This window comes from Enterobacter sp. MGH 16 (assembly GCF_000493175.1).
GTDB classification, from domain to species: Bacteria; Pseudomonadota; Gammaproteobacteria; order Enterobacterales; family Enterobacteriaceae; genus Enterobacter; species Enterobacter roggenkampii.
The window spans coordinates 2,536,439-2,562,123 of record NZ_KI535695.1 but is presented as its reverse complement, the minus strand read 5'-3'; the positions used below and the strand labels follow the sequence as shown (position 1 = coordinate 2,562,123).

Here is a 25,685-nt window from a genome sequence, read left to right as displayed (position 1 = left end):
TTTTTTCTCATTGATGGTGTGATATGGACTCAATCGAACAACAACTCACTGAACTGCGAACCACGCTTCGCCATCATGAATATCTCTATCATGTTATGGACGCGCCGGAAGTCCCGGATGCGGAGTATGACCGCCTGATGCGCGAGCTGCGCGAATTAGAGGCGCAGCATCCTGAACTCATTACACCGGATTCCCCCACCCAGCGCGTCGGCGCTGAGCCGCTGGGCGCTTTCAGCCAGGTGCGTCATGAAGTACCGATGCTGTCGCTGGATAACGTCTTCGATGAAGAGAGCTTTCTCGCGTTTAACAAGCGCGTGCAGGATCGCCTGAAAAGCAGCGACGCTCTCACCTGGTGCAGCGAACTGAAGCTGGATGGCCTGGCGGTCAGTCTTCTCTATGAAAACGGCGTGCTGGTGCGTGCCGCGACGCGTGGCGACGGTACGACGGGCGAAGACATCACCACCAACGTGCGTACCATCCGCGCGATCCCGCTGAAGCTGCAGGGTGACAATATTCCTGCACGTCTGGAAGTGCGCGGCGAGGTGTTTCTGCCCCAGGCGGGCTTCGAGAAAATTAACGAAGAGGCACGTCGCACCGGCGGTAAGGTGTTTGCTAACCCGCGTAACGCGGCGGCGGGCTCGCTGCGACAGCTTGATCCGCGCATCACCGCGAAGCGACCGCTTACGTTCTTCTGCTACGGCGTCGGTATTCTGGAGGGCGGCGAGCTGCCGGATACCCATCTCGGGCGTCTGCTGCAGTTTAAGGCGTGGGGCCTGCCGGTGAGCAACCGCGTTCAGCTCTGCGACTCGCCGGAAGCGGTGCTGGCGTTCTACCACAAGGTGGAAGCGGACCGTCCGACGCTCGGCTTTGATATTGATGGCGTGGTCATCAAGGTCAACTCCCTGGCGCTGCAGGAGCAGCTGGGCTTTGTGGCGCGCGCGCCGCGCTGGGCGGTGGCGTTTAAGTTCCCGGCTCAGGAGCAGATGACCTTCGTCCGCGACGTGGAGTTCCAGGTGGGACGTACGGGGGCCATTACCCCGGTCGCTCGTCTGGAGCCCGTGCAGGTGGCGGGTGTGTTGGTGAGTAATGCCACGCTGCATAACGCCGATGAAATCGACCGCCTGGGTCTGCGTATCGGTGACAAAGTGGTGATCCGCCGCGCGGGTGATGTGATCCCACAGGTGGTTAACGTCGTGGAGTCAGAACGTCCTGACGATACGCGCGAGGTTGTCTTCCCGACCCATTGTCCGGTGTGCGGCTCGGACGTTGAGCGCGTAGAAGGTGAAGCAGTGGCCCGCTGTACGGGCGGCTTAATCTGTGGCGCGCAGCGTAAAGAGTCACTGAAGCACTTTGTCTCCCGTCGCGCAATGGACGTTGACGGCATGGGCGACAAGATTATCGATCAGCTGGTTGAGAAAGAGTACGTCCACACGCCAGCGGATCTCTTCAGGCTGACCGCAGGTAAACTAACCGGTCTGGATCGCATGGGGCCAAAGTCAGCCCAGAACGTGGTTAACGCCCTGGAAGCGGCTAAAGAGACCACCTTCGCCCGTTTCCTTTATGCGCTGGGCATTCGTGAAGTGGGTGAAGCGACGGCAGCAGGGCTGGCGGCGTACTTTGGTACGCTGGAGGCGCTGGAAAAGGCAAGCATCGAGGAGCTACAGAAAGTCCCGGATGTCGGCATCGTCGTCGCCACGCACGTCTTTAACTTCTTTGCTGAAGAGAGCAACCGCGAGGTCATCGGCCAACTGCTGGCAGAGGGCATCAAATGGCCTGCGCCGGTCGTCGTCAACGCCGAAGAGATCGACAGCCCGTTCGCCGGTAAAACGGTGGTGCTGACCGGCAGCCTGAGCCAGCTATCCCGTGATGATGCAAAGGCACGTCTGGTCGCGCTGGGAGCTAAAGTGGCGGGCAGCGTGTCGAAGAAAACCGACCTGGTGATCGCCGGGGAAGCCGCCGGTTCCAAGCTGGCGAAAGCCCAGGAGCTGGGCATTGAGGTTATCGATGAAGCAGAAATGATGCGTCTGTTAGGAGAGTAACGTGGAGAAAGAGCAGCTCGTTGAGATCGCCAATACGGAGATGCCGTTCGGTAAATACAAGGGCCGCAGGCTGATTGATTTACCGGAGGAGTATCTGCTGTGGTTTGCCCGTAAGGATGAATTCCCGGCAGGGCGACTGGGCGAGCTGATGGCTATCACGTTACTGATCAAAACCGAGGGGCTGACCCAGCTGGTGCAGCCCCTGAAACGTCCTTAAGCCTTTGCGGCGCGGGTCCCTTCCTGCGCCAGTTTTTCCGTCTGGCGCTTGTAGCGACGCGCCAGCACCGCGCAGACCATCAGCTGGATCTGATGGAAAATCATTAGCGGCAGCACCATCATTCCAATCACCGAGGTCGGGAACAGAATGTTGGCCATCGGGATACCGTTTGCCAGGCTCTTCTTCGAACCGCAGAACACAATCGTAATTTCATCCGCTTTGTTGAAGCCGCACTTGCGTGCCACAAAGACGTTTACTGCAATGACAATTGCCAGCAGGATGAGGCTGACCACCACGATATAGAGCAGCGAACCAGCGCCCACCTTGTGCCAGATCCCGTTCACGACCGCTTCGCTGAAGGCGGAATAGACCACCAGCAGGATCGACGACTGGTCGGTTTTTGAAATCCATTTCTTGTGCTTTGCCACAAATGCGCCCGTCCACGGACGCGAGAGATGCCCCAGCACAAACGGCAGCAGCAGCTGCAAACAGATTTTGCCGACTTGCTCAAGGTTACCTTCCGCGCCGTGCATGTTCATCAGCAGGCCCACCAGCAGCGGGGAGACGAAAATCCCCAGCAGGCTGGATGCGGATGCCGAGCAGACGGCGGCCGCAACGTTCCCTCCCGCCAGAGAGGTAAAGGCAATGGCGGATTGCACGGTAGCCGGCAGAATACAGAGATACAGAAAACCGGTATAGAGCGCCGGGTCGACGTTGACCGGTGCCCACCAGGCAAACAGCACGCCGAGGATGGGGAAGAGAATGAACGTGCTGCACATTACCCAGAGATGCAGCCGCCAGTGGCTCCCCCCTGCGATAATCGCTTCACGGGACAGCTTCGCACCGTGCATAAAAAACAGCAGTGCGATGGCGGCCGTCGTCAGCCCTTCAAAGAACGGGACGAACCCGCCGCGAGCGGGAAAGAACGAGGCCAGTAAAACGGTAACGACCAGGGTGAGCGTAAACGGATCAACAATACGAAATAGTTTCATAATGACTCCTGAAAACAGATGTCGCTATTGTGCTTTTTTCCTTTTGAGAAATAAAATTGATTTATTGCATCCATTCATGAATTAAACAGATGAATTATTCCTTACGCCAGCTCCGCATTTTTGTTACCGTCGCCAATGCCCGCAGCTTTAGCCGGGCAGGGGAGATGATTGGCCTGAGCCAGTCGGCGGTCAGCCACAGCGTGAAAGAACTGGAAAATCAGACCGGCGTCCGGTTGCTTGACCGCACCACGCGCGAAGTGGTGTTGACCGAAGCCGGGCAGCAGCTTGCTCTGCGCCTTGAACGGCTGCTGGATGAGCTGAACAGCACGCTCAGAGACGTGGGGAGGCTGGGGCAGCAGCTTTCGGGTACCGTGCGGGTCGCGGCCAGCCAGACGATATCTGCACACCTTATCCCGCAGTGTATTGCCGAGGGGAACCATCGCTACCCGGACATTGACTTTGTGCTGCATGACCGGCCACAGCAGTGGGTACTGGAGAGCATCCGCCAGGGGGATGTCGATTTTGGTATTGTTATCGATCCCGGCCAGGTGAGCGATCTGGAGTGCGAAAGCGTACTTTCGGAGCCCTTTTTGCTGCTCTGCCGTGACGACGATCCGCTGGCCGCGTTGCCTGACGTCAGGTGGCAGTCACTGCAGGGCGCAAACCTGGTTTTACAAGATTATGCCTCGGGCAGCCGCCCGCTGATTGATTCCGCACTGATGAATCAGGGGGTAAAGGCAGCGATCGTGCAGGAGATTGGTCACCCGGCAACGCTGTTTCCCATGGTGGAAGCCGGGATCGGCATCAGCGTGTTGCCCGCCCTGGCGCTTCCCCTGCCTCAGGGAAGTCGACTGGCCGTGAAGCGGTTGACGCCCGTTGTCGAACGAAAGCTAATGCTGGTGCGGCGAAAAAATCGTTCACTCTCGGGGGCGGCGCAGGCTATCTGGGAAGTGGTGCGTATCCAGGCACAGCGATTGACCGAGGCCCGCATACGCGATCCACTGTTTAACGCTTCAGAAGATTAGATGTAGATATCAATCTGATTATTGTCTGTTGGGCTATTCACACCTTCCACTTTGCCCAATTTTTGATCCTGCTTTTTCTGGGCCTCTTCGGCCTGCTGGCGCTGCAGTGCGGCGAGCTGCGCCTGAAGCACTTTGATCTGGGTCTGAATCAGTTCCTGCTGCTTTTTCTTATCTTCCGTGCTGCCGGGACTGTTCGCCAGCTCGTTTAACTGCTGAGTCAGCTTTTGGATTTTGTCGAGAATGCGGGTGATTTGCGCAGAGATATCGTTACCGCCAGAAGCCCCATTCCCGCCACTGCTGGTTTGAATAGATTGGGTTGATGCCTGAATGGTCGTCATACTTTTTCCTCGCGTTATAAAACAGAGGTATCGGCACCGACGGGATTAGCTTGAGGAAAATGCGGCTGGTTCACATTTTTTATATCGCAGATAGCAAAAAAGCGCCTTTAGGGCGCTTTTTTACATTGGTGGGTCGTGCAGGATTCGAACCTGCGACCAATTGATTAAAAGTCAACTGCTCTACCAACTGAGCTAACGACCCGAAATGGTGGGCGATGACGGGCTCGAACCGCCGACCCCCTCCGTGTAAAGGAGATGCTCTACCAACTGAGCTAATCACCCCCGCTGTGTGGAGTCGCATTATAGGGAGAGTTGAAAATGAGTCAACGCATTTTCTAAAGTTTTTATTCGTTCGTCGTAAAATTAAGCAAAACGATCGCGAAATGGGCAGTGGCGCATGATTTCTAAACAAAAATCGCAAACTCGGGCCCGATTCAGGGAACAACATTGAGGAATCGCCGCACAGTGATAGAATATTGCCCATCGTTTTTTCCCCAGGATTTGCCGATTGCCGGCATCTTTATAACGTAAGGCCATTTCATGAAAATCAAAACTCGCTTCGCGCCGAGCCCGACAGGCTATCTGCACGTCGGTGGTGCACGTACCGCTCTCTATTCCTGGCTTTTCGCACGCCACAACAAAGGTGAGTTCGTGCTGCGTATTGAAGACACCGATCTTGAGCGCTCCACGCCAGAAGCAATTGAAGCCATTATGGATGGGATGAACTGGCTGAACCTGGAATGGGACGAAGGTCCCTACTTCCAGACCAAACGCTTTGACCGGTATAACGCCGTCATTGATGAGATGCTGGTCGCGGGCACGGCGTATAAGTGCTACTGCTCCAAAGAGCGTCTGGATGCGCTGCGTGAAGAGCAGATGGCGAACGGTGAAAAGCCGCGTTATGACGGCCGCTGCCGCCACGACCACAGCGAGCATGCTGCAGATGAGCCTTGCGTTGTGCGTTTTGCTAACCCGCAAGAGGGGTCTGTGATCTTTGACGATCAGATCCGTGGCCCGATCGAATTCAGCAACCAGGAGCTCGACGATCTGATCATCCGTCGTACCGATGGTTCTCCAACCTACAACTTCTGCGTCGTGGTTGACGACTGGGATATGGAAATTACCCACGTTGTGCGCGGTGAAGACCATATCAACAACACGCCACGTCAGATCAACATCCTGAAGGCGCTGAACGCCCCTGTGCCTGTTTATGCGCACGTCTCCATGATCAACGGCGACGACGGGAAAAAGCTGTCTAAACGTCACGGTGCGGTGAGCGTGATGCAGTATCGCGACGACGGCTATCTGCCAGAAGCGCTGCTGAACTATCTGGTGCGTCTGGGCTGGGCTCACGGTGACCAGGAGATCTTCAGCCGCGAAGAGATGATCGAACTGTTCTCTCTGAGCTCTGTCAGCAAATCCGCCAGTGCGTTCAACACCGACAAGCTCCTGTGGCTGAACCATCACTACATCAATACCATGCCGCCAGAATATGTGGCGACGTATCTGCAGTGGCACATTGAGCAGGCAAATATTGATACCCGCACAGGCCCTGAGCTGGCGGATCTGGTGAAACTGCTCGGCGAGCGCTGCAAAACGCTGAAAGAGATTGCTGAAAGCTGCCGCTACTTCTATGAAGAGTTTGATGCGTTTGATGCGGACGCCGCGAAGAAACACCTTCGCCCGGTTGCGCGTCAGCCGCTGGAAGTGGTGCGTGACAAGCTGGCTGCCATTACCGAGTGGACCGCAGAGAATGTGCATCACGCCATTCAGGCGACGGCGGACGAGCTGGAAGTCGGCATGGGTAAAGTCGGTATGCCACTGCGCGTTGCGGTGACCGGTGCGGGTCAGTCTCCGGCGCTGGACGTAACGGTTCATGCTATCGGCAAATCACGCAGCGTAGCGCGCATTAACAAGGCTCTGGACTTTATCGCTGAACGAGAAAATCAGCAGTAATAACGTCTCAGATAAAACAAACGGCAGGGGAACCTGCCGTTTTTTTATGCTTCTGCTTCTGCTATACCCAGGCGCTTAAGAAAGCCGTGAATGCCTTCGCGCTTCAGGAAGGTGTCCAGACGCTTCTGCTCTGCTGCAGTCATATTCTCCAGCGTCTCAATTATGCCCGGAAACAGGTTTGCAGAGGGGGCATTGTAGGCGGAGGTGGCCTCCGCGAGATGGTATACCGCCTGACGGTTGCGAATCGCCGGGAGACTCATGATATGTTCCTTCACGCGCGCATCGATATGAATGAGCCTCGCGCGGCCGCCTTTCACGCCGTTGAGTCCTTCTGTTTTCCAGCCCTGCTGGCGAACCCAGCGATTAACCGTTTGCCTGGCAACGCCCAAACTCTCCGCCAGCTCTTCCGTGGTCATTTTGCTCCGTAATTTTTTCATATCAGTCCCGATCGCGAATCCCTAAACGTTGCAACAATCCGGTGATCCCTTCCCGCAGTAACAGCGATGTCATCTGTTTCTGCTCTTCCGGCGTCATTTCATCAGCCAGCGTCAGGAGTAGGGTGTGAAGCGAACTGTTATGGCTGGTACCTTCTGCCATATCGGACGTTTCGCTTGCCCTACGTGCGCTGCGGATAAAGTCGCGGACTTTTTCGTTCACATGTACCAGTCGCGCTTTCCCGCCCTGAACGCCAGGTTTTGGTGACGTAATCCAACCCTCTTTGCGTACCCATTTATTGATGGTCTGTCGGCTATAGCCAGTGAGCAGGGCTAACTCTTCTGGCGTCATTCGTTCCTTGATCATGCAATTTCCTGAATATCAGTGGGGTTAATTAACGGCTCATTTTATAGCACCGTTTTACATGAAAACGTGACAGGCTTAACTCCTGATTACGAGCACGCTCGCAAAGTGATTCATTTGCATGATTTTTCGGCGATCGAACGGCGGTCATTGATTTTGCCGTTGACACTCCGCAGCGGAATTCATATTATGCCGCCCGTCAACATGACAGCTTTACGATGGGGCTATAGCTCAGCTGGGAGAGCGCTTGCATGGCATGCAAGAGGTCAGCGGTTCGATCCCGCTTAGCTCCACCAAACTCTGAACCCAACAGAGTGCGGTCAGTAAAGTCACATGTGGGGCTATAGCTCAGCTGGGAGAGCGCTTGCATGGCATGCAAGAGGTCAGCGGTTCGATCCCGCTTAGCTCCACCAAACTCTGAACCCAACAGAGTGCGGTCAGTAAAGTCACATGTGGGGCTATAGCTCAGCTGGGAGAGCGCTTGCATGGCATGCAAGAGGTCAGCGGTTCGATCCCGCTTAGCTCCACCAAAATTGTAAACCCTCGTCAAATGACGAGGGTTTTTTTTATCTGTTTGTAACGCCCGCCACTGGTTTTTGTTATCAAAAAGAAGGTATTCCCATACCTCACCTCAATCGAAATCAATAAACGTGTCTATAAATAGACTTGAACTTGATTCGTGCAATTAATAAACCTATTATCCATCCGGTCAATGATTCAGACGGATAATATACTCATCAGCTTAATGAATAGAAAAACGTACAATAATGTAAAGATATTTATAATTGCCCTGACACTTTGTCTGATTGCGGTACCTGTCTCCCGTTATCTCTCTCCACGCGCAATTGTTAATGGTCATGACGTTTATTTAGCATGGCTGCCGCTCAGCGTGATGCTGGCGGTAATTCTGCTATTTGGGCGCAGGGCTATTCTTCCCATTTTGTTAGGTTTTACTGTCACTAATTTATTCTATATTAATTTAGCGCCGCTACAATATTCAGTTTTGCTGTTCTGTCAGACCTTTGCGTTGTTCGCGGCCTGCGGTCTGCTACGCCTCATGCTGGGCAAGCGCTGGCGCCACTCCATCCCTAACAAGCACATCGGGCTACGTATATTCTGGCTCGGTTTTATTGTGCCATTTGGTATTAAGCTGTCGATGTATATGGCAGGCTATTTGTTTGATTTTCCGGTGACTATATCAACCTATTTCGGCGAAGGGACGGTAATTTATAATGTTGTGGATATTCAAAGCCTGATATGCGCGGGGCTGATTTTTACCATGATGTTCTATTACCCATTAAGAATGATAATTAATCCTCGTTATGCCGTCACCTTCTGGCGGCGAAGCGTGAAGCCCGTGTTTTATCACAAGAATCCATTATATATTTTTGTCTGGCTGATGCTTTTAGGCGCCATTCTCATCATTTTATGTGGTCCTTTTGAATCACCGGTCATTGCGGGCTATTTGATGCCGCTGATTTTTATTCTTTTTACCCTGGCAATAAGCCGCCTGACCTATGCGTTGATTTCTCTGCTGTGGGCCACCTCAGCGCTGCTGCTGTTGACCTACAACTACAATTTCCTTAACGGGGTCGAATCGGGCCATTCACTCTCCTTTATCCTCTCCGTGCTGATCTCTTTCGCTATCTGTTTGCTTTACATGTCGCGCATTTACCAGCGCAGCGAGTGGCTGAAGCGGGGCTGGCAGGGCAGGGCGCTTACCGATCCCCTTACCGGTTTACCCAATATTCGTGCGCTGGAAGATTATCTTGAGATTCACCCGGATGCCAAAGTGTGCATTCTGCGTATGGATAACCTGGAGTTTTTGAGCCGCCACTACGGGATTATCATGCGGGTCCACTGCAAACGTACGATCGCCACGTCGCTACAGCCACTTTTGCAGAAAGATGAGACGCTCTTCCAGCTTCCGGGAAGCGAACTGGTGCTGGTATTACTGGGGCCGGGAACCGCCGAGCGTCTCCAGCATATGGTCGATCGGCTGAACAGCCGTAAGATTTTCTGGAACAACACCGGGCTGGATATTGAATTTGGCGCATCGTGGGGAATGGTCGAAAACGGCGAAAAGCTGCATCACACGCTGGGACAGCTGAGCTGGCTGGCAGAGCAGGCCTGCGGAGAGCAAAACGTTCTCGCGCTCACGAATAGCCTTGAGGCGGCATCAGGACAAACGACAGAGCGTGTCCTGATGCTGGCGCGGATTAAGCATGCCCTTGAGGCGGGGCAGTTCCATTTATACGCGCAACCGATCCAGAAGGCGGACGGGAGCGGGTATTACGAAATCCTGGCGCGTATGGAGAGCGAGGGCGAGATCTTCACCCCTGACCGCTTTATTCCGCTGATTGCCCAGTTCAACCTCAGCCATCGGTTTGATATGTGCATTATGGAGAAATTACTGCTGTGGCTGCGCGATCACCCTGCAACACAGGCTGGCGCCCGTTTCTCCGTCAATCTGATGCCGCTCACGCTGATGCAAAAAGAGGTGGCGACCGAGATTTGCGCGCTGTTTGAACGGTACGGCGTGGCATCTCAGGCCGTCGTGATTGAGATCACCGAGGAGCAGGCTTTTTCAAATTCAGGCACAAGTATCAACAATATTCAGCAGCTGCGGGATTACGGTTTCCGAATTGCCATAGATGATTTTGGTACTGGCTACGCCAACTACGAGCGTCTCAGACGCCTGCAGGCGGACATCATTAAAATTGACGGCTGCTTTGTGAAAGATATTTGTACAGACGACATGGATGCAATGATCGTCCAGTCGATGTGTAATCTGGCGAAGGCGAAATCGCTGTGCGTCGTCGCGGAATACGTCGAAACGCCGGCCCAGCGGGAGATGCTGCTTCGCTTTGGTGTGGATTACCTGCAGGGATACCTGATAGGCAAACCCAAACCGCTGGAAGAATTGCGGGCATAAAAAAACCGGGAGCCAGGCTCCCGGTTTTTGTTTAACGGTAAACGTTACAGAACCAGTGCCGCGATAGATGCGGACAGGACGCTCACCAGCGTAGAGCCGTAAACCAGCTTCAGGCCAAAGCGAGAAACCACGTTACCCTGCTCTTCGTTCAGACCCTTAATCGCACCGGCGATGATACCGATAGACGAGAAGTTCGCGAAGGAGACCAGGAACACGGAGAGAATCCCTTCCGCGCGCGGAGAAAGCGTGCTGGCAATTTTCTGCAGATCCATCATCGCAACGAATTCGTTAGAAACCAGTTTGGTTGCCATGATACTGCCCACCTGCAGCGCTTCGTGAGCCGGAACACCCATCACCCATGCAACAGGGTAGAAGATGTAGCCCAGAATGCCCTGGAAGGAGATACCCAGCACCGCGGCGAACAGGGCATTCAGTGCAGAAATCAGCGCAATGAAGCCGATCAGCATGGCGGCAACGATAATCGCGACTTTGAAACCGGCCAGGATGTATTCACCCAGCATTTCGAAGAAGCTCTGGCCTTCGTGCAGGTTAGACATCTGGATGTTCTCTTCGCTGGCGTCAACGCGGTACGGGTTGATCAGCGACAGAACGATAAAGGTGCTGAACATGTTCAGTACCAGCGCAGCCACCACGTATTTTGGTTCCAGCATGGTCATATACGCGCCCACGATAGACATGGAAACGGTAGACATTGCGGTTGCCGCCATGGTGTACATACGGTTGCGGGACATCTTGCCGAGAATATCTTTATACGCGATGAAGTTCTCAGACTGACCGAGGATCAGGGAACTGACGGCGTTGAAGGATTCCAGCTTACCCATGCCGTTCACTTTGGATAACAGGAAACCAATTCCACGAATCACGAACGGTAGAACGCGGATGTGCTGCAGAATACCGATCAGCGCGGAGATGAAGACGATAGGGCAGAGAACCTTCAGGAAGAAGAACGCCAGACCTTCATCGTTCATTTTACCGAAGACAAAGTTGGTCCCTTCATTGGCGAATCCGAGCAGTTTTTCGAACATTTCGGAGAATCCTTTCACGAAGCCGAGGCCTACGTTGGAGTTCAGGAAGAACCACGCAAGTAAAACTTCAATGACCAGCAGTTGGACAACATAACGAATACGAATTTTTTTGCGGTCTGTGCTGACCAGCAATGCGAGTGCAGTAACGACAACAAGTGCCAGGACAAAATGAAGGACGCGGTCCATATTTGCTCCAAATATGAGGCAGGTTTAATTTTCGTGCACATTCTATGTAACAAGCGAAAAGAAAACGAGATCGAGGACACACTATAGTTACATCCTGTGACGAGTCTCAAAAATAGTGATCCACAATACATTTTTGTTATGTTAGGTAAATGAGTGAAAAGTTAAGTTTGTGTGCTAGTCTTCACAAAAGCATGCGCGATTTCAGTTTCAGTTAGATCGCCCCACTTACCCGCCCGTCTATCGTTCAAAGCTATCAGAGAAATCACTGCAAACTTCATAAATGATCTTGATAATCATTCTCATTTTGATAGCATTAAACATAGCAAAGGCTATATTTCAGAGGCAGAAATGACAAACAGTCGCGTAGAGGGTAGCAGTGGCAGAGCAGCGCGCAAGTTGCGGTTCGCATTAATGGGACCTGCGTTCATCGCTGCCATTGGTTATATCGATCCAGGTAACTTCGCGACCAATATTCAGGCCGGGGCTAGCTTCGGCTATAAGCTGCTCTGGGTGGTCGTCTGGGCAAACCTGATGGCGATGCTGATTCAGATGCTCTCCGCAAAGCTGGGGATTGCGACGGGCAAAAACCTGGCGGAGCAAATTCGCGACCATTATCCGCGTCCCGCGGTCTGGCTCTACTGGGTTCAGGCTGAAATCATCGCCATGGCCACTGACCTTGCTGAATTTATTGGCGCAGCGATCGGCTTTAAGCTGATTTTGGGTGTGTCGCTGTTGCAGGGGGCGGTCCTCACCGGGATTGCCACGTTCCTGATCCTGATGCTGCAGCGTCGGGGTCAAAAGCCGCTGGAGAAGGTCATTGGCGGTCTGCTGCTGTTTGTAGCGGCGGCCTATATCGTTGAGCTAATCTTCTCACAGCCGAATCTGGCGCAGCTCGGTAAAGGAATGGCGATCCCAAGCCTGCCGACCTCGGAAGCGGTGTTCCTGGCCGCCGGGGTGCTGGGGGCGACCATCATGCCGCATGTGATCTATCTCCACTCCTCGCTGACTCAGCATCTCCACGGTGGGACGCGTAAAGAACGTTACTCCGCCACCAAGTGGGACGTGGCGATCGCCATGACCATCGCGGGGTTTGTCAATCTGGCGATGATGGCTACTGCAGCCGCAGCTTTCCACTTTAACGGTCATACCGGTATTGCCGATCTCGACCAGGCGTATCTCACGCTGGAGCCGTTGCTGAGCCATGCTGCCGCCACGATATTTGGCCTTAGCCTGGTGGCTGCTGGTCTCTCTTCTACGGTGGTGGGTACGCTGGCAGGCCAGGTGGTGATGCAGGGGTTTGTCCGGTTCCATATTCCGCTGTGGGTTCGTCGTTCCGTCACCATGCTGCCGTCATTTGTGGTGATTCTGATGGGACTCGACCCAACGCGAATTCTGGTCATGAGCCAGGTGCTGCTGAGTTTTGGTATTGCGCTGGCGCTGGTGCCGCTGCTGATCTTTACCAGCAACAAAACTCTGATGGGCGAGCTGGTCAACTCAACGCTGGTGAAACGAACCGGGTGGGCCATCGTGGTGGTGGTCGTGGCGCTGAACCTGTGGTTGTTAGTGGGAACTGCGCTGGGTCTTTAACAAAAAAAGGAGCCGTGGAGGCTCCTTTTTGATTAGTGATGGTGGCCGTGACCATGACCTTTGCCGCGACCCCAGCCGCCGCGACGGTCGTCACGATCGTTCCAGCCTTCACGGTAACCGCGCTCATAGGCGCTGTCTTTATACCAGCCGCGGTGTCTGCCGTTATCATGTTTCCACCAGCGATCGCCGCGCCACTCATAGTGACGATGCCAGTAATCACGGTCGCGCCAGTAGCCGCCGTCCCAGTATCTGCCGTAGTCGTCACGATCGCCAATTTGTAATTTTACTGATGGCAACAGGGTGATTTCGCCCGCAGTGGCGATCAGCGGCGCCGAAGCCAGTAATACCGCTGCAAGAATCAGTGACCTGAACATACTCTTTCTCCTTCACGATCGGGGCCTTTGTTGGGCCTGTTAACGCAATTTTACGAGTTGGTAAAGCGTCGTATCATCGCCTCAACTCCGAATTCCTGGGTGAGAGCACTTTTTGCTAAAAGAGATGTTATATTGAGCTGCTCAGGATCGCGTCTATACGGGCCAACTCTTCTGCAGAGAAATGGCGGTTTGCCAGCATCCCCACGGCGTCATCAATCTGAGCCGCTTTACTTGCCCCAATCAGCACCGACGTCACGTCCTCATGGCGTAATACCCAGGCCAGCGCCATCTGGGACAGCTTCTGGCCGCGACTTTCTGCCAGGGCATTCAGCTTCCTGACTTTCTCCAGCTTCTCTTCGGTGAGCTGATCGGGTTTAAGGAACTGACTGCCGCTTGCCGCGCGCGAGTCTGCGGGGATGCCGTTCAGATAGCGATTGGTCAGTTGCCCGCCGGCCAGCGGCGAGAAGGGAATACAGCCGACTCCCTTTTCCTGCAACACGTCCAGCAGCCCCGCTTCCGGCGCACGTTCAAAGAGGGAGTATTTCGGCTGGTGGATCAGGCAGGGCGTCCCGAGGTCATTAAGGATATCAATCGCCTGGCGAGCCAGAACAGCCGGGTAGTTGGATAATCCGACATACAAAGCCTTCCCCTGACGCACCACATGGTCAAGCGCTTTCATGGTTTCCTGCAGCGGCGTTTGAGGGTCTGGCCGGTGATGATAGAAGATATCCACATACTCCAGCCCCGTGCGCTTCAGGCTTTGATCGAGGCTTGCCAGCAGATATTTACGTGACCCCCAGTCGCCGTAAGGCCCCTCCCACATGGTATAACCCGCTTTGGTGGAGATGATTAGCTCGTCGCGCCAGGGCAGGAAATCCTCCTGCAAAATACGTCCGAAATTACGTTCGGCCGATCCGGGGGGCGGGCCATAGTTGTTGGCAAGGTCGAAATGCGTAATGCCCAGATCGAACGCACGCTGTAAAAGTTGACGGCTGTTTTCGATAAGGGTGGTGTCACCAAAGTTATGCCACAGCCCAAGCGAGATGGCAGGCAACCTGAGCCCGCTTCGCCCGCAGCGGCGATACTCCATTGTTCTATAACGATTTTTGTCCGGCTGATAACCCATTTTCGTGACCTCTGGCGCTGAAGTGAAAAATCAGTGTATGCGTTTACATTTTCGTGAAAAAAAGCAGCATAGCGCAGCCTTTTTTGTAAAGCATTCTTTCCATGCCCTTCTTATCACCAATTCTGGACAGCCATCACGCTTATTTAATACTCAAGGTGAGGTCAACATTAGAAGGATACCTGTTCATGCGTACCCCATACTGCGTCGCCGATTACCTGCTGGACCGTCTTACTGATTGTGGAGCCGATCATCTGTTTGGCGTGCCGGGCGACTATAACCTGCAGTTTCTCGACCATGTGATAGACAGCCCGGATATCTGCTGGGTGGGCTGTGCCAACGAGTTAAACGCTTCTTATGCCGCTGACGGATACGCCCGATGTAAGGGCTTTGCCGCGCTGCTGACGACATTTGGCGTAGGAGAGTTAAGCGCCATGAACGGCATTGCGGGCAGCTTCGCCGAGCACGTTCCGGTCTTGCATATTGTGGGGGCACCGGGTACGGCATCACAGCAAAGAGGGGAGCTGCTGCACCACACGCTTGGCGACGGTGAGTTTCGTCATTTTTATCATATGAGCGAGCCGATCACTGCTGCACAGGCGATCCTGACCGAACAAAACGCCTGTTATGAAATCGACCGGGTGTTAACGACAATGCTCCGGGAGCGTCGCCCCGGCTATCTGATGTTGCCTGCCGATGTGGCAAAAAAGGCCGCCACTCCCCCTGTAAACGCTCTCACGCTCAGGCATCCACATGCCGATAGTGCTTGCCTGAAAGCGTTCCGGGACGCCGCAGAAAACAAGCTTGCCAGGAGCAAGCGTACTGCGCTGCTGGCCGATTTCCTTGTCCTGCGCCACGGCCTGAAGCATGCGCTACAAAAATGGGTCAAAGACGTGCCGATGGCACACGCCACCATGCTGATGGGCAAAGGGATATTTGACGAACGTCACGCCGGATTTTATGGCACCTACAGCGGTTCAGCGAGCGCCGGTGCGGTAAAAGAGGCGATTGAAGGGGCGGATACCGTACTGTGCATCGGCACGCGATTTACCGATACCCTGACCGCCGGCTTCACGCATCAGCTCACCCCGGCACAAACGATAGAAGTTCAGCCTCATGCCTCACGCGTGGGTGATCTCTGGTTTACCGGCATCCCTATGCTTCAGGCAATCGAAACGCTGGTGGAACTGTGCAAACAGCACGTGCACGAGACGCCCGCGCAGTCTTCTCAAAGCGCGATGGCCTACCCGCAGCCGGATGGCTCGCTGACGCAGGCGAATTTCTGGCAAACGTTGCAGACATTTATTCGTCCGGGAGACATCATTCTTGCGGATCAGGGCACCTCGGCCTTCGGCGCGATCGACCTTCGTCTGCCGGCTGACGTGAATTTTATCGTCCAGCCGCTGTGGGGATCGATTGGCTATACGCTGGCGGCAGCATTTGGCGCGCAAACGGCCTGCCCGAACCGGCGCGTGATTGTCCTGACGGGGGATGGCGCGGCGCAACTTACTATCCAGGAGCTTGGCTCGATGCTGCGGGATAAACAACACCCCATTATTCTGGTCCTGAACAACGAAGGGTACACGGTGGAAAGAGCGATCCACGGGCCTGAGCAGCGTTACAACGACATTGCGCTATGGAACTGGACGCAAATCCCGCAGGCCCTGAGCCTTGATCCTCAGGCCCAGTGCTGGCGGGTCAGTGAAGCGGAGCAGCTGGCGGACGTCCTTGAGAAAGTGGCACACCACGAGCGGCTCTCGCTGATTGAGGTGATGCTGCCGAAAGCCGATATCCCTCCGCTGCTGGGGGCGATCACCAAAGCGCTGGAAGCGCGCAACAGTGCCTGATTATTTGTCGTTTCGCCAGGCCATCATCATCGGTTTGCCCGCCAGCAGGAGCCAGGCGGGCAACATCACGATGCAAAGTAACGGGATGAGGGTGGTATCCGGTACCACCACGGCGGCCATGAAGAGGCTCAGCCAGGCATCGCGCGTGACCACCAGCACCAGCCCCAGAATCGAGCAGGAAACGGTAATCGCAGCCGGAACGGCATCGACATGCTCATGCAGCATCAGCCCCAGCGCGACGCCGACAAAGACCGCCGGGAAGATGCGTCCACCACGGAAACCGCAGGCGGCCGCCACCACCAGCGCTGCCAGCTTGATCACGGCAAACAGCAGATAGTCGGAGACGCTAAACACCTGGCTGAAGGCCAGCTGCTGCATCTCGTCCAGTCCTTTAAACAGCGTCACCGGCCCGCCGATCGTACCTAAAATACCCAGAATCAAACCGCCAGCCCCCAGAATCAGCACCGGGTGTTTGAGTCTGTGCATCAGCCGGTGAAGGCGTGGAAGACACCATACTGCCACCATGCCCAGCGCAATGGCGATGGCGGCGACGATGGCACCGCTGAAAATATCGGCGATTTGCATCTGGCCATAGTGGGGGAGAGAGAGTGAAAAATGGGGATGGAAAAACAGGCTGGTCGTCAACGCTCCGGCGGCTGCGGCCATCAGTGGGGCAAAGAGCTTGTCCCAGAGTGGGACATCGTTGTTACTGCTGAGCGTCTGAGAAAAGATCAGTGCCGCCGCAACGGGCGTGCCGAAGAGCGCCCCGATGGTGCCTGCGGAGGCGAGAATGGTCCAGTCCAGCGCGCCAACGCGGGGCAAAATGCGTGAACCAAGAAAAACCGCCAGGCCAATGTTCACGGCCATAATCGGATGCTCAGGTCCCAGACTAACGCCTCCAGCCAGACCGATAATCAGCGCAATGATTAGCCCTGGCAACGCCGAGGGGGCCACCGGGGCACCGATCAACGGTTCCAGTGCCGGATCGGGGCCGGCATGGCCGGGACTGAAACGGATCACCAGGCCCACCGCAATACCGGTTAACGTCAGCATCCCAACGATCCACGCAGGAGAGTCAGCGGTGACGCCCAGCCCTGCAGGAAGCGCGTTCCATAATAGTGTTTGCAGCACCGACGCGACTTTCATCACGACAATAAGGACCAGACTTGAAACCACGCCTATGATGAGCGCCGGAATTGCCAGCAACAGCATGGTTCTGGCTCGCGGGTGAAGCATGATGATTTCCTTGTACAAAACGGTATTACGTTACTTTGCACATTAAGCCTTATGGCAATAGTGCAAAAGGTGCTGAAACGGTAAAGTTATTCTGTGACGAAGATCGATAATCCATGGGCATTCACCTTCCGGTCGTTGTTGTTATCACGCCTTGAATTTACAGTGTCCCAAAGATTTATTCTGACTTTAGCGGAGCAGTAGAAGAATGACAAAGTATGCTTTGGTAGGCGATGTGGGCGGCACGAATGCGCGCCTTGCATTATGCGATGTAAATAGCGGTGAAATTTCCCGGGCGAAAACCTATTCCGGTCTCGATTATCCAAGCCTTGAGGCCGTTGTCCGCGTCTATCTGGAGGAGCATCAGATAAGCGTCGAAGATGGCTGCATCGCCATTGCCTGTCCGATAACCGGCGACTGGGTCGCCATGACCAACCATACCTGGGCATTCTCCATCGCCGAGATGAAAAAAAACCTCGGCTTTGCGCATCTTGAAATCATTAATGACTTTACCGCGGTGTCCATGGCGATCCCGATGCTGAAGCCTGAGCATCTGATCCAGTTTGGCGGCGCTGAACCGGTCGAAGGCAAGCCGATTGCGGTTTACGGGGCCGGTACCGGGCTGGGCGTTTCACATCTGGTGCATGTCGCTCAGCGCTGGGTGAGCCTGCCGGGTGAAGGTGGTCACGTGGACTTTGCGCCAAACAGCGAAGAAGAGGGCATTATCCTCGAAGAATTACGCGCGGAGATCGGCCACGTCTCCGCCGAGCGCGTGCTGTCAGGACCGGGGCTGGTGAACCTGTACCGGGCGATTGTGAAATCGGACGGTCGTCTGCCGGAAAATCTGCAGCCGAAAGACGTCACCGAACGCGCGCTGGCGGACAGCTGCATTGACTGCCGTCGTGCCCTGTCGCTGTTCTGCGTGATCATGGGGCGCTTCGGCGGCAATCTGGCGCTGACGCTGGGTACCTTCGGAGGCGTTTATATTGCAGGTGGTATTGTGCCGCGTTTCCTGGAGTTCTTTAAAGCCTCCGGCTTCCGCGGCGGGTTTGAGGATAAAGGGCGCTTCAGAAGCTACGTGCAGGACATTCCGGTTTATCTGATCGTGCATGATAACCCAGGCCTGCTGGGGTCGGGTGCCCACCTGCGTCAGGTTCTCGGTCAAATCCTCTGACGCATAGCCCTCTCCCGCAGGAGAGGGCTTTTTTGTTACAGGTGCATGAGCTGGCGGAACTCTTTCACCTTGCTGCGGCTTACCGGCACCTGAAAATCCAGATCCTTCAGACGCAAGATATAGGTGTTGTTAAACCACGGTTCGATCTCGCGGATCTTGTTTAAATTGACGCAGAACGAGCGGTGGCAGCGGAAAAAGTGCGACGCAGGCAGCTTGCTGCAAAACTCGGTGATGTTCATCGCCATCACGTAAGATTCCCGCCGCGTATAGACAAACGTCATTTTTTCATGGGCTTCGGCATAGTAGATATCATTGACCGGCGTCACGATGATGCGCTCATCTTTGACCAAATTAATGGTGTCGTTTTCCCGTACCGTTGGGCTGGCGTTTGCAGGGGCGGTCTGCTGCTGCCACGCGGCCTCCAGCTTTTGCAGCATGCTGACAATCCGCGACTCCTGGTAAGGCTTAAGGATATAGTCAAACGCCTCCAGCTCGAAGGCCTCTACGGCGTGCTCTTTCCAGGCGGTAACGAAAACAATAAACGGCTTATGGGCAAACTGATTGATGTTTTGCGCCAGCAATACGCCATCCAGCGACGGAATATTGATGTCCAGGAAGATGGCATCGACCCGGTTATGCTGCAGAAACTTCAGCACGTCCAGACCGTCATCAAAGGTACCCACAATTTCCATCTGGCTGTGGGTGTTGATAAGCCAGGTTAGCTCCTGTTGAGCCAGAATTTCATCTTCTACGATGATGACTTTCATGGGTTACTCCACCTGGGGCAACAGTGATGTTGCCGAATGAACGGGAGAGCGCTCGTTCGGGACGTAAAACGCAATTTCGGTGCCCGGTTCAAGACGCTGAATATGCAGCCCGTCGCCGTAAAGCAGCTTGACCCGGTGGTGCACGTTCAGCAGGCCGATTTTATTTCCAGGCATCTCGTTAGACTCCACCCGCTCAATGACTTTTGGATCAATTCCGTGGCCGGTATCGCGCACGGCAATACGTACGCGGTTGCCGCTTTCGGTGACGCTGATGGTGACGACGCCTTTGCCTTTACACGGCTGAATGCCGTGAACAATCGCGTTTTCGACCAGCGGCTGGATAAGCAGGCTTGGGATCACGCAGTTGACCTCTTCATCAATATCGTAAATGACCGTGAGCTTGTCACCAAAGCGCGCCTGCTCAATCGCGATGTAGTCTTTAATCTGATACAGCTCTTTTTTGATGTCGATCTGCTCGTCATCTTTCAGCTCGATGTTGTAGCGCAGATAGCGCGACAGGTTAAAAATCAGCTGGCGCGCGGTGTCCGGATTAAGACGAATGGACGAGGAGATCGCGTTCAGCGCGTTAAACAGGAAATGGGGATTGATTTTGCTCTGCAGCGCGCGCAGCTCTGCCTTATTTGCCATCTCACGCAGTTGTTCCGCCCGGGATACTTCCAGCTGGGTGGAGATAATCTGCGACAGGCCGATGGCCATCTCCTGCAGCGTGGAGGTGATCTGATGCGCGTGGCAGTAATAAATTTTCAGCGTGCCCGTCACGACGCCCTTCTCCCAAAGCGGAATCACCAGCATGGAGTGGATTTCCGGCGTTCGGTGGGCTTCATCATTGTTTTTAATAATGATTTTACCGTAGTTAATGGCCTGTCGGGTGGTTGGGCTGATGGTGTCATCATTATCGCGATAGTTGTGCTCCCCGACGCCAACGTAGGCCAGCACGTGGTCAATATTGGTGATGGCGACAGCGTCAGCGTGGATGTCATGGCGAATGATTTCGCAGACCTGACGCAACGACTCCGCGTTAACGTGGCGGAAGAGCGGCAGCGTTTTGTTGGCGATATCCAGCGCCAGCTTGGCCTGACGGGCGGCGCTGGCCTCTTTTTCCCCTTCAACGCTTTGCACCAGCAGCACGATAAAGCCGATGCACACGCTGCCCAGGATCATCGGAATACCGATTTTCGAGACGATATCCAGCCCAAGTTCGATGGTCGGGGCCCAGACGACGACCAGGATCATGGTCAGCGTTTCGCACACCATGCCCGCCACGATCCCGGCGCGCCAGCGCTGTTTTTTCGGGATTTTGCGGCTGATCCAGCCGGAGAGCACCCCGGCGATAATGCTGGTAATAAAGCAGGGCACCGCCGTGACGCCGCCGATATCAATCAGGTAGCGATGGGTTCCGGCAATCACGCCGGTAATGACACCCACCCACGGGCCAAACAAAATTCCGCCGGACATCACGGCGATAATGCGCACGTTAACCAGCGAACCCTCTACCGGCACGCCAGACCAGGTGCTGAACAGGGCGAACAGCGAAAAGATGGCGGTAACGGCCAGCAGCTCTTTTGGCGAGTGTGCGGATTTGTGCAATAGCTCGCGAAACAGGCGAATGCGAATGAGGAAAAACAGGCAAATCAGCATTAATGCCGCACGGTCAAAAACCGCCAGCAGCATAGTGAATATTTCGTGCACGAGTAGACCTGGGAAAACGGGAAAGAACCATGATAAAAAACCTGACGCGTGTTGACCAGCTATCCGTCAGGTTTATCAAATGAGGAAAAACCATAATTTCTAAAGGGGATTGTCTGTCGGTAACGGACACGTCCTGATTTTTTATAGCCTGCGTATCGTCAGGTAACTGTTTTGATATCATCCTGTTAAATAACAGCTATCAGAAAGCCAACCCTGAAACAAGGGCTTCCGCTTTTCGGCACCGCCGGGTTCCGGTTTTCAGGCGATCGCTTTTTTTTCACTTCCCTCTCGACAGCGTGATTTTTTTCAGGTTATTTTCTAAGCACGCCACATCGGTGGCAGCGTCGCTCGGACGGTCCGGGCGCTAACGTTAATCTGAGGAATCTATGGCTGAATTCAGTCCTGAACGCCGTTTTACGCGTATCGATCGTCTCCCCCCTTATGTTTTCAATATCACCGCTGAACTTAAGATGGCTGCGCGTCGGCGCGGCGAAGATATTATTGATTTCAGCATGGGTAACCCTGACGGCCCAACGCCACCGCATATCGTTGAAAAACTCTGCACGGTTGCCCAGCGTCCGGATACGCACGGCTACTCGACCTCCCGCGGTATTCCCAGATTACGTCGCGCGATCTCGCGCTGGTATCAGGATCGCTATCAGGTTGATATCGATCCGGAAAGTGAAGCGATTGTCACCATCGGCTCGAAAGAGGGGCTGGCACACCTGATGCTGGCTACGCTGGATCATGGCGATACGGTGCTGGTACCGAATCCCAGCTACCCAATCCACATCTACGGTGCGGTGATTGCCGGGGCGCAGGTCCGTTCGGTTCCGCTGGTGGAAGGGGTCGATTTCTTTAACGAACTGGAACGTGCGATTCGCGAAAGCTATCCGAAACCGAAGATGATGATCCTCGGTTTCCCATCGAACCCAACGGCCCAGTGCGTGGAGCTCGATTTCTTCGAGAAAGTGGTCGCGCTGGCGAAGCGTTATGACGTGCTGGTGGTTCACGATTTAGCCTATGCCGACATCGTGTATGATGGCTGGAAAGCGCCATCTATTATGCAGGTCCCGGGCGCGCGTGACGTGGCGGTAGAGTTCTTCACCCTGTCGAAAAGCTACAACATGGCGGGCTGGCGTATTGGCTTTATGGTGGGTAACAAAACGCTGGTGAGCGCGCTGGCGCGTATTAAGAGTTACCACGACTACGGCACCTTCACGCCGCTGCAGGTTGCGGCTATCGCTGCTCTTGAGGGCGACCAGCAGTGCGTCCACGAGATTGCCGCTCAGTATAAGCGCCGTCGCGACGTGCTGGTAAAAGGCTTGCATGAAGCGGGCTGGATGGTGGAAATGCCGAAGGCGTCCATGTACGTCTGGGCGAAAATTCCGGAACCATACGCGGCGATGGGATCGCTGGAGTTTGCCAAAAAGCTGCTGCAGGATGCGAAGGTGTGCGTATCACCGGGCATTGGCTTTGGTGATTATGGCGACACCCATGTGCGGTTTGCCCTGATTGAAAATAGCGACCGCATTCGTCAGGCGGTGAGGGGCATCAAGAGTATGTTCCGGGCCGACGGGCTTCTCTCCTCGAAGAGCGTGGCTGAAAATCCCGCGTCATCATGACATAAAAAAACAGGAGCCAATGGCTCCTGTTTTTTTGACTGCATGTTCTTCACTAGATCATCAGGGCAAAGGTTCCGGCCCAGACTAAAACAATCACCGAAATGCCCATAAAGAAATATTTCACGTTTCATCGCTCCGCGTATCTTGTGGTACGCATTTAAAAACAGAGTCCACCTGATTATAGAGAACTGAAATCCGGTCAAAGCGGAAATGAGAATTTTCCCGTTTCACCGCTCACTCCAGCTCAGAATTCTGTGCTTTCCTGTTGCCAGACGGCGCTAATGTACGCCTAAAAATGAGGGGTGACAAGAGGGATTTTTTTAAATAATTTCCGTCACTTACGAGTGTCGTGGAACGGCGACAGTTTGATTTCGCATCGCAATAAATTCACTTTGGGCGACGCAATGAAAAACGGTTTCTTAACGGATGACAGGTGATTGAAAAGGTTAGTTTCTTAGCGAAACTAACCTTTCTGAAGAGCTTAAATATAGAGCGAGGCTTCGCCAATAGGGCGGGTTTTGAAACGACGATGCATCCACAGATACTGCTCTGGCGCACGCATGATTTCAGTTTCGATGACTTTATTGATAAACGCCGCGGCTTCGCACTCGTTTTCAGGATAGTTAGCCATCTCAGGAGAGATGTGCAGACGATAGCCTGATTTATCTGCTTTTCTCACCATCGTCACGGTCAGCATGGAAGCGCCCGACAAACGAGAAATGACAAAGGTGCCGTTGGTCGTCGCAACATCTTTTACCGCAAAGAAAGGCGCAAAGCTGCTGCCTTTACGTCCATAATCCTGATCGGGGGCAAACCAGACGGCTTCACCTTTCTTCAGAGCCCCGACCATACCGCGCAGGTTATTACGGCTGATCATCGCCTTATTCGAACGCATGCGGCCACGCGTTTGTACCCACTCCATCAGCGGACTGTTGTGTGGTCGATAGGTCGCCATCATTGGCTGGCACAGGCCCATCACGCGGCCACCCAGTTCCAGCGACATAAAGTGAACGCCGACGACCATCACGCCGCGTTTTTGCATCTGTGCGCGTTTAAGGTTATCCAGCCCTTCCACGTCAAACCACTTGCGGACGCGCTCATCCGGCCAGAACCAGGCCATGCCGGTTTCAAGCAGTGCCATGCCGATAGACTTGAAGTTTTCAGCGATGAGTTTCTCGCGCTCTTCGGCATTGTAATGCGGAAAGCAAAGCTCAATATTTTTACGCGCGATGGATTCGCGGCGTTTCAGGAAGAAGCGGGAAGCGCTGCCCAGTTTCGACCCCAGCAAACGCAGGACAGGGTACGGAAGTTGAACCAGCAGCCAGAGAACGCCAAGACCAAACCATGTAAACCAGTAACGCGGGTGTAAAAACGCGCGTTGAAATTTGGATTGAGACAAAATAGTAAAACCTATGTGAAGCCTGTAAAGGTAGCGCAGAGTTTGCGATACGACGTGCCGATAAGACCGTTCTTCAAGGTGATGGTTGCAGGCTTTACCGAACTTTACGGCGTTGCCTGGCCACTGCTGATTTGGGCGGGCGGCGTAATGTAGCACCGTTATACGATATGTGCTATTACTCGTTTTTGATTAAAAAAGCGGCAGTTAAGGAGGTGCTTGATTTTACAGATTTTATAGAAAGTCGCATTGAAAGCGTTTTTCCTGACTGAGCGGAGAGCAGAAGTCCTGGCGATCGGATGGAAGACGTAATGAAAAAGAATGGCATTGTTGAGTTACGGCAAATTAATCATTTCTCGTTTATTTCTTCCTTACCTAATAAATAAGAATTTTCTTTGTGAAAAATCTTATTTATTATTCATATCCTCAATAGAATAGTCGTCTTTTATCACCCACTTTTCTCTTCTTTTAATCGTACTGCAATAAAATATTGCAGTCCTTTCTTGTTTTTTGACATAGTGCCGTGATGCAAATCAAAATAAGATGTTTTTATTAATATCTCTCTGGCTGCAATCCCTTCGGCGATACAAATATTCGATTTGTGAGAAAAGAGTAGTTTCTTTTTCTGAGTTGATTGAGCAATTTGCGATAATGTCTTAGTGGAAAATTCTTAAGAAAATTCTTGTGTCGGATAAATGATCTGTGTATTTGATTTTGTTCCGATCATTATTCTATTATTGCGCATCAAGAACGATACCGTGAAGTTGGCATAGCAAAACAAAGAGGGATGATTAGATGGCTGACAGTTTTCAGAACGAGGTGCCTAAGGCACGTATTAACCTGAAGCTTGACCTGCATACTGGCGGAGCAAGCAAGAAAATGGAATTACCCTTGAAATTGCTTGTTACGGGTGATTTCAGCAACGGGCAGGAATCTGCGACAATATCTGAGCGTGAAAAGATTAATATCACCAAAAATAATTTTGATAGCGTTCTTTCCGAATATTCCCCAAAAGTTAACCTGGCCGTAAAAAATACACTGTCTGACGATGGTGGTGAAGACAACATTCAGCTGACTTTCCAGAGCATGAAAGATTTCACGCCAGAGCAGGTGGCTGCCCAAATTCCGCAGCTGAAGGCGATGCTGGCGATGCGCAACTTGCTTCGCGATCTCAAAGCTAACCTGTTGGATAACCAGACTTTCCGAAAAGAGCTGGAAAAAATCGTTGTTGACCAGTCGCTTAGTGCTGAGTTGCGAAATGAACTGTCCGCACTGGCTTCAAAACAACCTTAACCATCATGCTGTTTTAACGGATTA

22 protein-coding genes and 5 tRNA genes are annotated in these 25,685 nt (G+C 53.6%); 13 read left to right on the top strand and 14 right to left on the bottom strand.

Features of this window, described 5'->3' with window-relative positions; all coding sequences use genetic code 11:
* Positions 1 to 23 precede the first annotated feature (23 nt).
* Together ligA and L362_RS10855 are read left to right on the top strand one after the other, a co-directional pair.
* The gene (gene ligA, locus L362_RS10850) at positions 24 to 2,039 is read left to right on the top strand and encodes an NAD-dependent DNA ligase LigA (RefSeq protein WP_032637822.1); all 2,016 of its coding nucleotides are present in this window, start codon (positions 24 to 26) and stop codon (positions 2,037 to 2,039) included.
* Position 2,040: 1 nt separating this feature from the next.
* A complete protein-coding gene (locus tag L362_RS10855; RefSeq protein WP_003861328.1) occupies positions 2,041 to 2,256 on the top strand; it encodes a DUF3820 family protein in 216 nt (71 codons plus the stop codon).
* Here L362_RS10855 and L362_RS10860 read toward each other — a convergent pair.
* A complete protein-coding gene (locus L362_RS10860; protein WP_023344636.1) occupies positions 2,253 to 3,248 on the bottom strand; it encodes a bile acid:sodium symporter family protein in 996 nt (331 codons plus the stop codon). The genes L362_RS10855 and L362_RS10860 overlap by 4 nt on opposite strands.
* An 89-nt stretch (positions 3,249 to 3,337) precedes the next feature.
* Between L362_RS10860 and L362_RS10865 the strand changes: the two genes are divergently transcribed.
* Entirely contained in the window at positions 3,338 to 4,273 is a 936-nt protein-coding gene (locus L362_RS10865; protein WP_023294241.1) for a LysR family transcriptional regulator, read from the top strand.
* Here L362_RS10865 and L362_RS10870 read toward each other — a convergent pair.
* The 3 genes from L362_RS10870 to L362_RS10880 all read right to left on the bottom strand — a co-directional run bounded on the left by L362_RS10870 (position 4,270) and on the right by L362_RS10880 (position 4,893).
* Complete coding sequence (locus L362_RS10870) at positions 4,270 to 4,611, bottom strand: FlxA-like family protein (RefSeq protein ID WP_023294240.1); 342 nt, start codon at positions 4,609 to 4,611, stop codon at positions 4,270 to 4,272. The two genes, L362_RS10865 and L362_RS10870, sit on opposite strands and share 4 nt — an antisense overlap.
* Before the next feature lie 126 nt (positions 4,612 to 4,737).
* Positions 4,738 to 4,813: transfer RNA gene (locus tag L362_RS10875), tRNA-Lys, on the bottom strand.
* 4 nt (positions 4,814 to 4,817) lie between these two features.
* Positions 4,818 to 4,893 (bottom strand) — tRNA-Val (locus tag L362_RS10880).
* Between the two features lie 258 nt (positions 4,894 to 5,151).
* Between L362_RS10880 and gltX the strand changes: the two genes are divergently transcribed.
* The gene (gene gltX, locus L362_RS10885) at positions 5,152 to 6,567 is read left to right on the top strand and encodes a glutamate--tRNA ligase (protein ID WP_023294239.1); all 1,416 of its coding nucleotides are present in this window, start codon (positions 5,152 to 5,154) and stop codon (positions 6,565 to 6,567) included.
* Positions 6,568 to 6,611: 44 nt separating this feature from the next.
* Here gltX and L362_RS10890 read toward each other — a convergent pair whose 3' ends face one another.
* Both L362_RS10890 and L362_RS10895 read right to left on the bottom strand, forming a co-directional pair.
* Entirely contained in the window at positions 6,612 to 7,004 is a 393-nt protein-coding gene (locus L362_RS10890) for a YfeC-like transcriptional regulator (RefSeq protein ID WP_023344635.1), read from the bottom strand.
* A 1-nt stretch (position 7,005) separates the two neighbouring features.
* Positions 7,006 to 7,368 carry a YfeC-like transcriptional regulator gene (locus L362_RS10895; RefSeq protein ID WP_008501593.1) on the bottom strand — a complete coding sequence of 121 codons (363 nt, stop codon included), beginning with the start codon at positions 7,366 to 7,368 and terminating at the stop codon, positions 7,006 to 7,008.
* Positions 7,369 to 7,585: 217 nt separating this feature from the next.
* Between L362_RS10895 and L362_RS10900 the strand changes: the two genes are divergently transcribed.
* The 4 genes from L362_RS10900 (at position 7,586) to L362_RS10915 (ending at position 10,300) form a co-directional block, all read left to right on the top strand.
* A tRNA-Ala gene (locus L362_RS10900) sits at positions 7,586 to 7,661 on the top strand.
* 41 nt (positions 7,662 to 7,702) lie between these two features.
* Positions 7,703 to 7,778 (top strand) — tRNA-Ala (locus tag L362_RS10905).
* 41 nt (positions 7,779 to 7,819) lie between these two features.
* Positions 7,820 to 7,895, top strand: a tRNA-Ala gene (locus tag L362_RS10910).
* Between the two features lie 215 nt (positions 7,896 to 8,110).
* A complete protein-coding gene (locus L362_RS10915; RefSeq protein WP_032622932.1) occupies positions 8,111 to 10,300 on the top strand; it encodes a sensor domain-containing phosphodiesterase in 2,190 nt (729 codons plus the stop codon).
* Positions 10,301 to 10,344: 44 nt separating this feature from the next.
* On the opposite strand, the gene L362_RS10920 is transcribed toward L362_RS10915, so the two are convergent.
* Positions 10,345 to 11,532, bottom strand: coding sequence for a NupC/NupG family nucleoside CNT transporter (locus L362_RS10920; RefSeq protein ID WP_008501591.1), 1,188 nt, complete (start codon positions 11,530 to 11,532; stop codon positions 10,345 to 10,347).
* Between the two features lie 348 nt (positions 11,533 to 11,880).
* Here L362_RS10920 and L362_RS10925 point away from each other — a divergent pair, with 348 nt between their 5' ends.
* Positions 11,881 to 13,119, top strand: coding sequence for an Nramp family divalent metal transporter (locus L362_RS10925; protein ID WP_008501590.1), 1,239 nt, complete (start codon positions 11,881 to 11,883; stop codon positions 13,117 to 13,119).
* 32 nt (positions 13,120 to 13,151) lie between these two features.
* On the opposite strand, the gene L362_RS10930 is transcribed toward L362_RS10925, so the two are convergent.
* Together L362_RS10930 and mgrA are read right to left on the bottom strand one after the other, a co-directional pair.
* Positions 13,152 to 13,493 carry a DUF2502 domain-containing protein gene (locus tag L362_RS10930; protein ID WP_008501589.1) on the bottom strand — a complete coding sequence of 114 codons (342 nt, stop codon included), beginning with the start codon at positions 13,491 to 13,493 and terminating at the stop codon, positions 13,152 to 13,154.
* A 127-nt stretch (positions 13,494 to 13,620) separates the two neighbouring features.
* A complete protein-coding gene (gene mgrA, locus L362_RS10935) occupies positions 13,621 to 14,619 on the bottom strand; it encodes an L-glyceraldehyde 3-phosphate reductase (RefSeq protein ID WP_023344634.1) in 999 nt (332 codons plus the stop codon).
* A gap of 185 nt (positions 14,620 to 14,804) precedes the next feature.
* Here mgrA and ipdC point away from each other — a divergent pair, with 185 nt between their 5' ends.
* Entirely contained in the window at positions 14,805 to 16,463 is a 1,659-nt protein-coding gene (ipdC, locus tag L362_RS10940; RefSeq protein ID WP_021241783.1) for an indolepyruvate decarboxylase, read from the top strand.
* Here the strand turns inward: ipdC and L362_RS10945 are convergent, their stop codons facing one another.
* On the bottom strand, positions 16,464 to 17,699 hold the full coding sequence (locus L362_RS10945; protein ID WP_008501586.1) for an ion channel protein: 1,236 nt from the start codon (positions 17,697 to 17,699) through the stop codon (positions 16,464 to 16,466). It lies immediately after the preceding gene.
* A 205-nt stretch (positions 17,700 to 17,904) separates the two neighbouring features.
* On the opposite strand from L362_RS10945, the gene glk reads away from it, so the two are divergent.
* Positions 17,905 to 18,870, top strand: coding sequence for a glucokinase (gene glk, locus L362_RS10950; RefSeq protein ID WP_008501585.1), 966 nt, complete (start codon positions 17,905 to 17,907; stop codon positions 18,868 to 18,870).
* Between the two features lie 35 nt (positions 18,871 to 18,905).
* On the opposite strand, the gene L362_RS10955 is transcribed toward glk, so the two are convergent.
* Together L362_RS10955 and L362_RS10960 are read right to left on the bottom strand one after the other, a co-directional pair.
* Positions 18,906 to 19,637 (bottom strand): LytR/AlgR family response regulator transcription factor, encoded by a 732-nt coding sequence (locus tag L362_RS10955; RefSeq protein ID WP_021241782.1) that lies wholly within the window; start codon positions 19,635 to 19,637, stop codon positions 18,906 to 18,908.
* Positions 19,638 to 19,640: 3 nt separating this feature from the next.
* On the bottom strand, positions 19,641 to 21,347 hold the full coding sequence (locus L362_RS10960) for a sensor histidine kinase (RefSeq protein ID WP_023344633.1): 1,707 nt from the start codon (positions 21,345 to 21,347) through the stop codon (positions 19,641 to 19,643).
* Positions 21,348 to 21,733: 386 nt separating this feature from the next.
* Here L362_RS10960 and alaC point away from each other — a divergent pair, with 386 nt between their 5' ends.
* On the top strand, positions 21,734 to 22,972 hold the full coding sequence (gene alaC / locus L362_RS10965) for an alanine transaminase (RefSeq protein WP_008501582.1): 1,239 nt from the start codon (positions 21,734 to 21,736) through the stop codon (positions 22,970 to 22,972).
* 52 nt (positions 22,973 to 23,024) lie between these two features.
* Here the strand turns inward: alaC and ypdK are convergent, their stop codons facing one another.
* Positions 23,025 to 23,096 (bottom strand): membrane protein YpdK, encoded by a 72-nt coding sequence (gene ypdK / locus L362_RS24680; protein WP_099458937.1) that lies wholly within the window; start codon positions 23,094 to 23,096, stop codon positions 23,025 to 23,027.
* A gap of 357 nt (positions 23,097 to 23,453) precedes the next feature.
* Positions 23,454 to 24,374, bottom strand: coding sequence for a kdo(2)-lipid IV(A) palmitoleoyltransferase (gene lpxP, locus L362_RS10970; protein WP_025912768.1), 921 nt, complete (start codon positions 24,372 to 24,374; stop codon positions 23,454 to 23,456).
* Positions 24,375 to 25,163: 789 nt separating this feature from the next.
* Here lpxP and tssB point away from each other — a divergent pair.
* Entirely contained in the window at positions 25,164 to 25,661 is a 498-nt protein-coding gene (tssB, locus tag L362_RS10975; RefSeq protein WP_008501580.1) for a type VI secretion system contractile sheath small subunit, read from the top strand.
* The last annotated feature ends 24 nt before the right edge of the window (positions 25,662 to 25,685 follow it).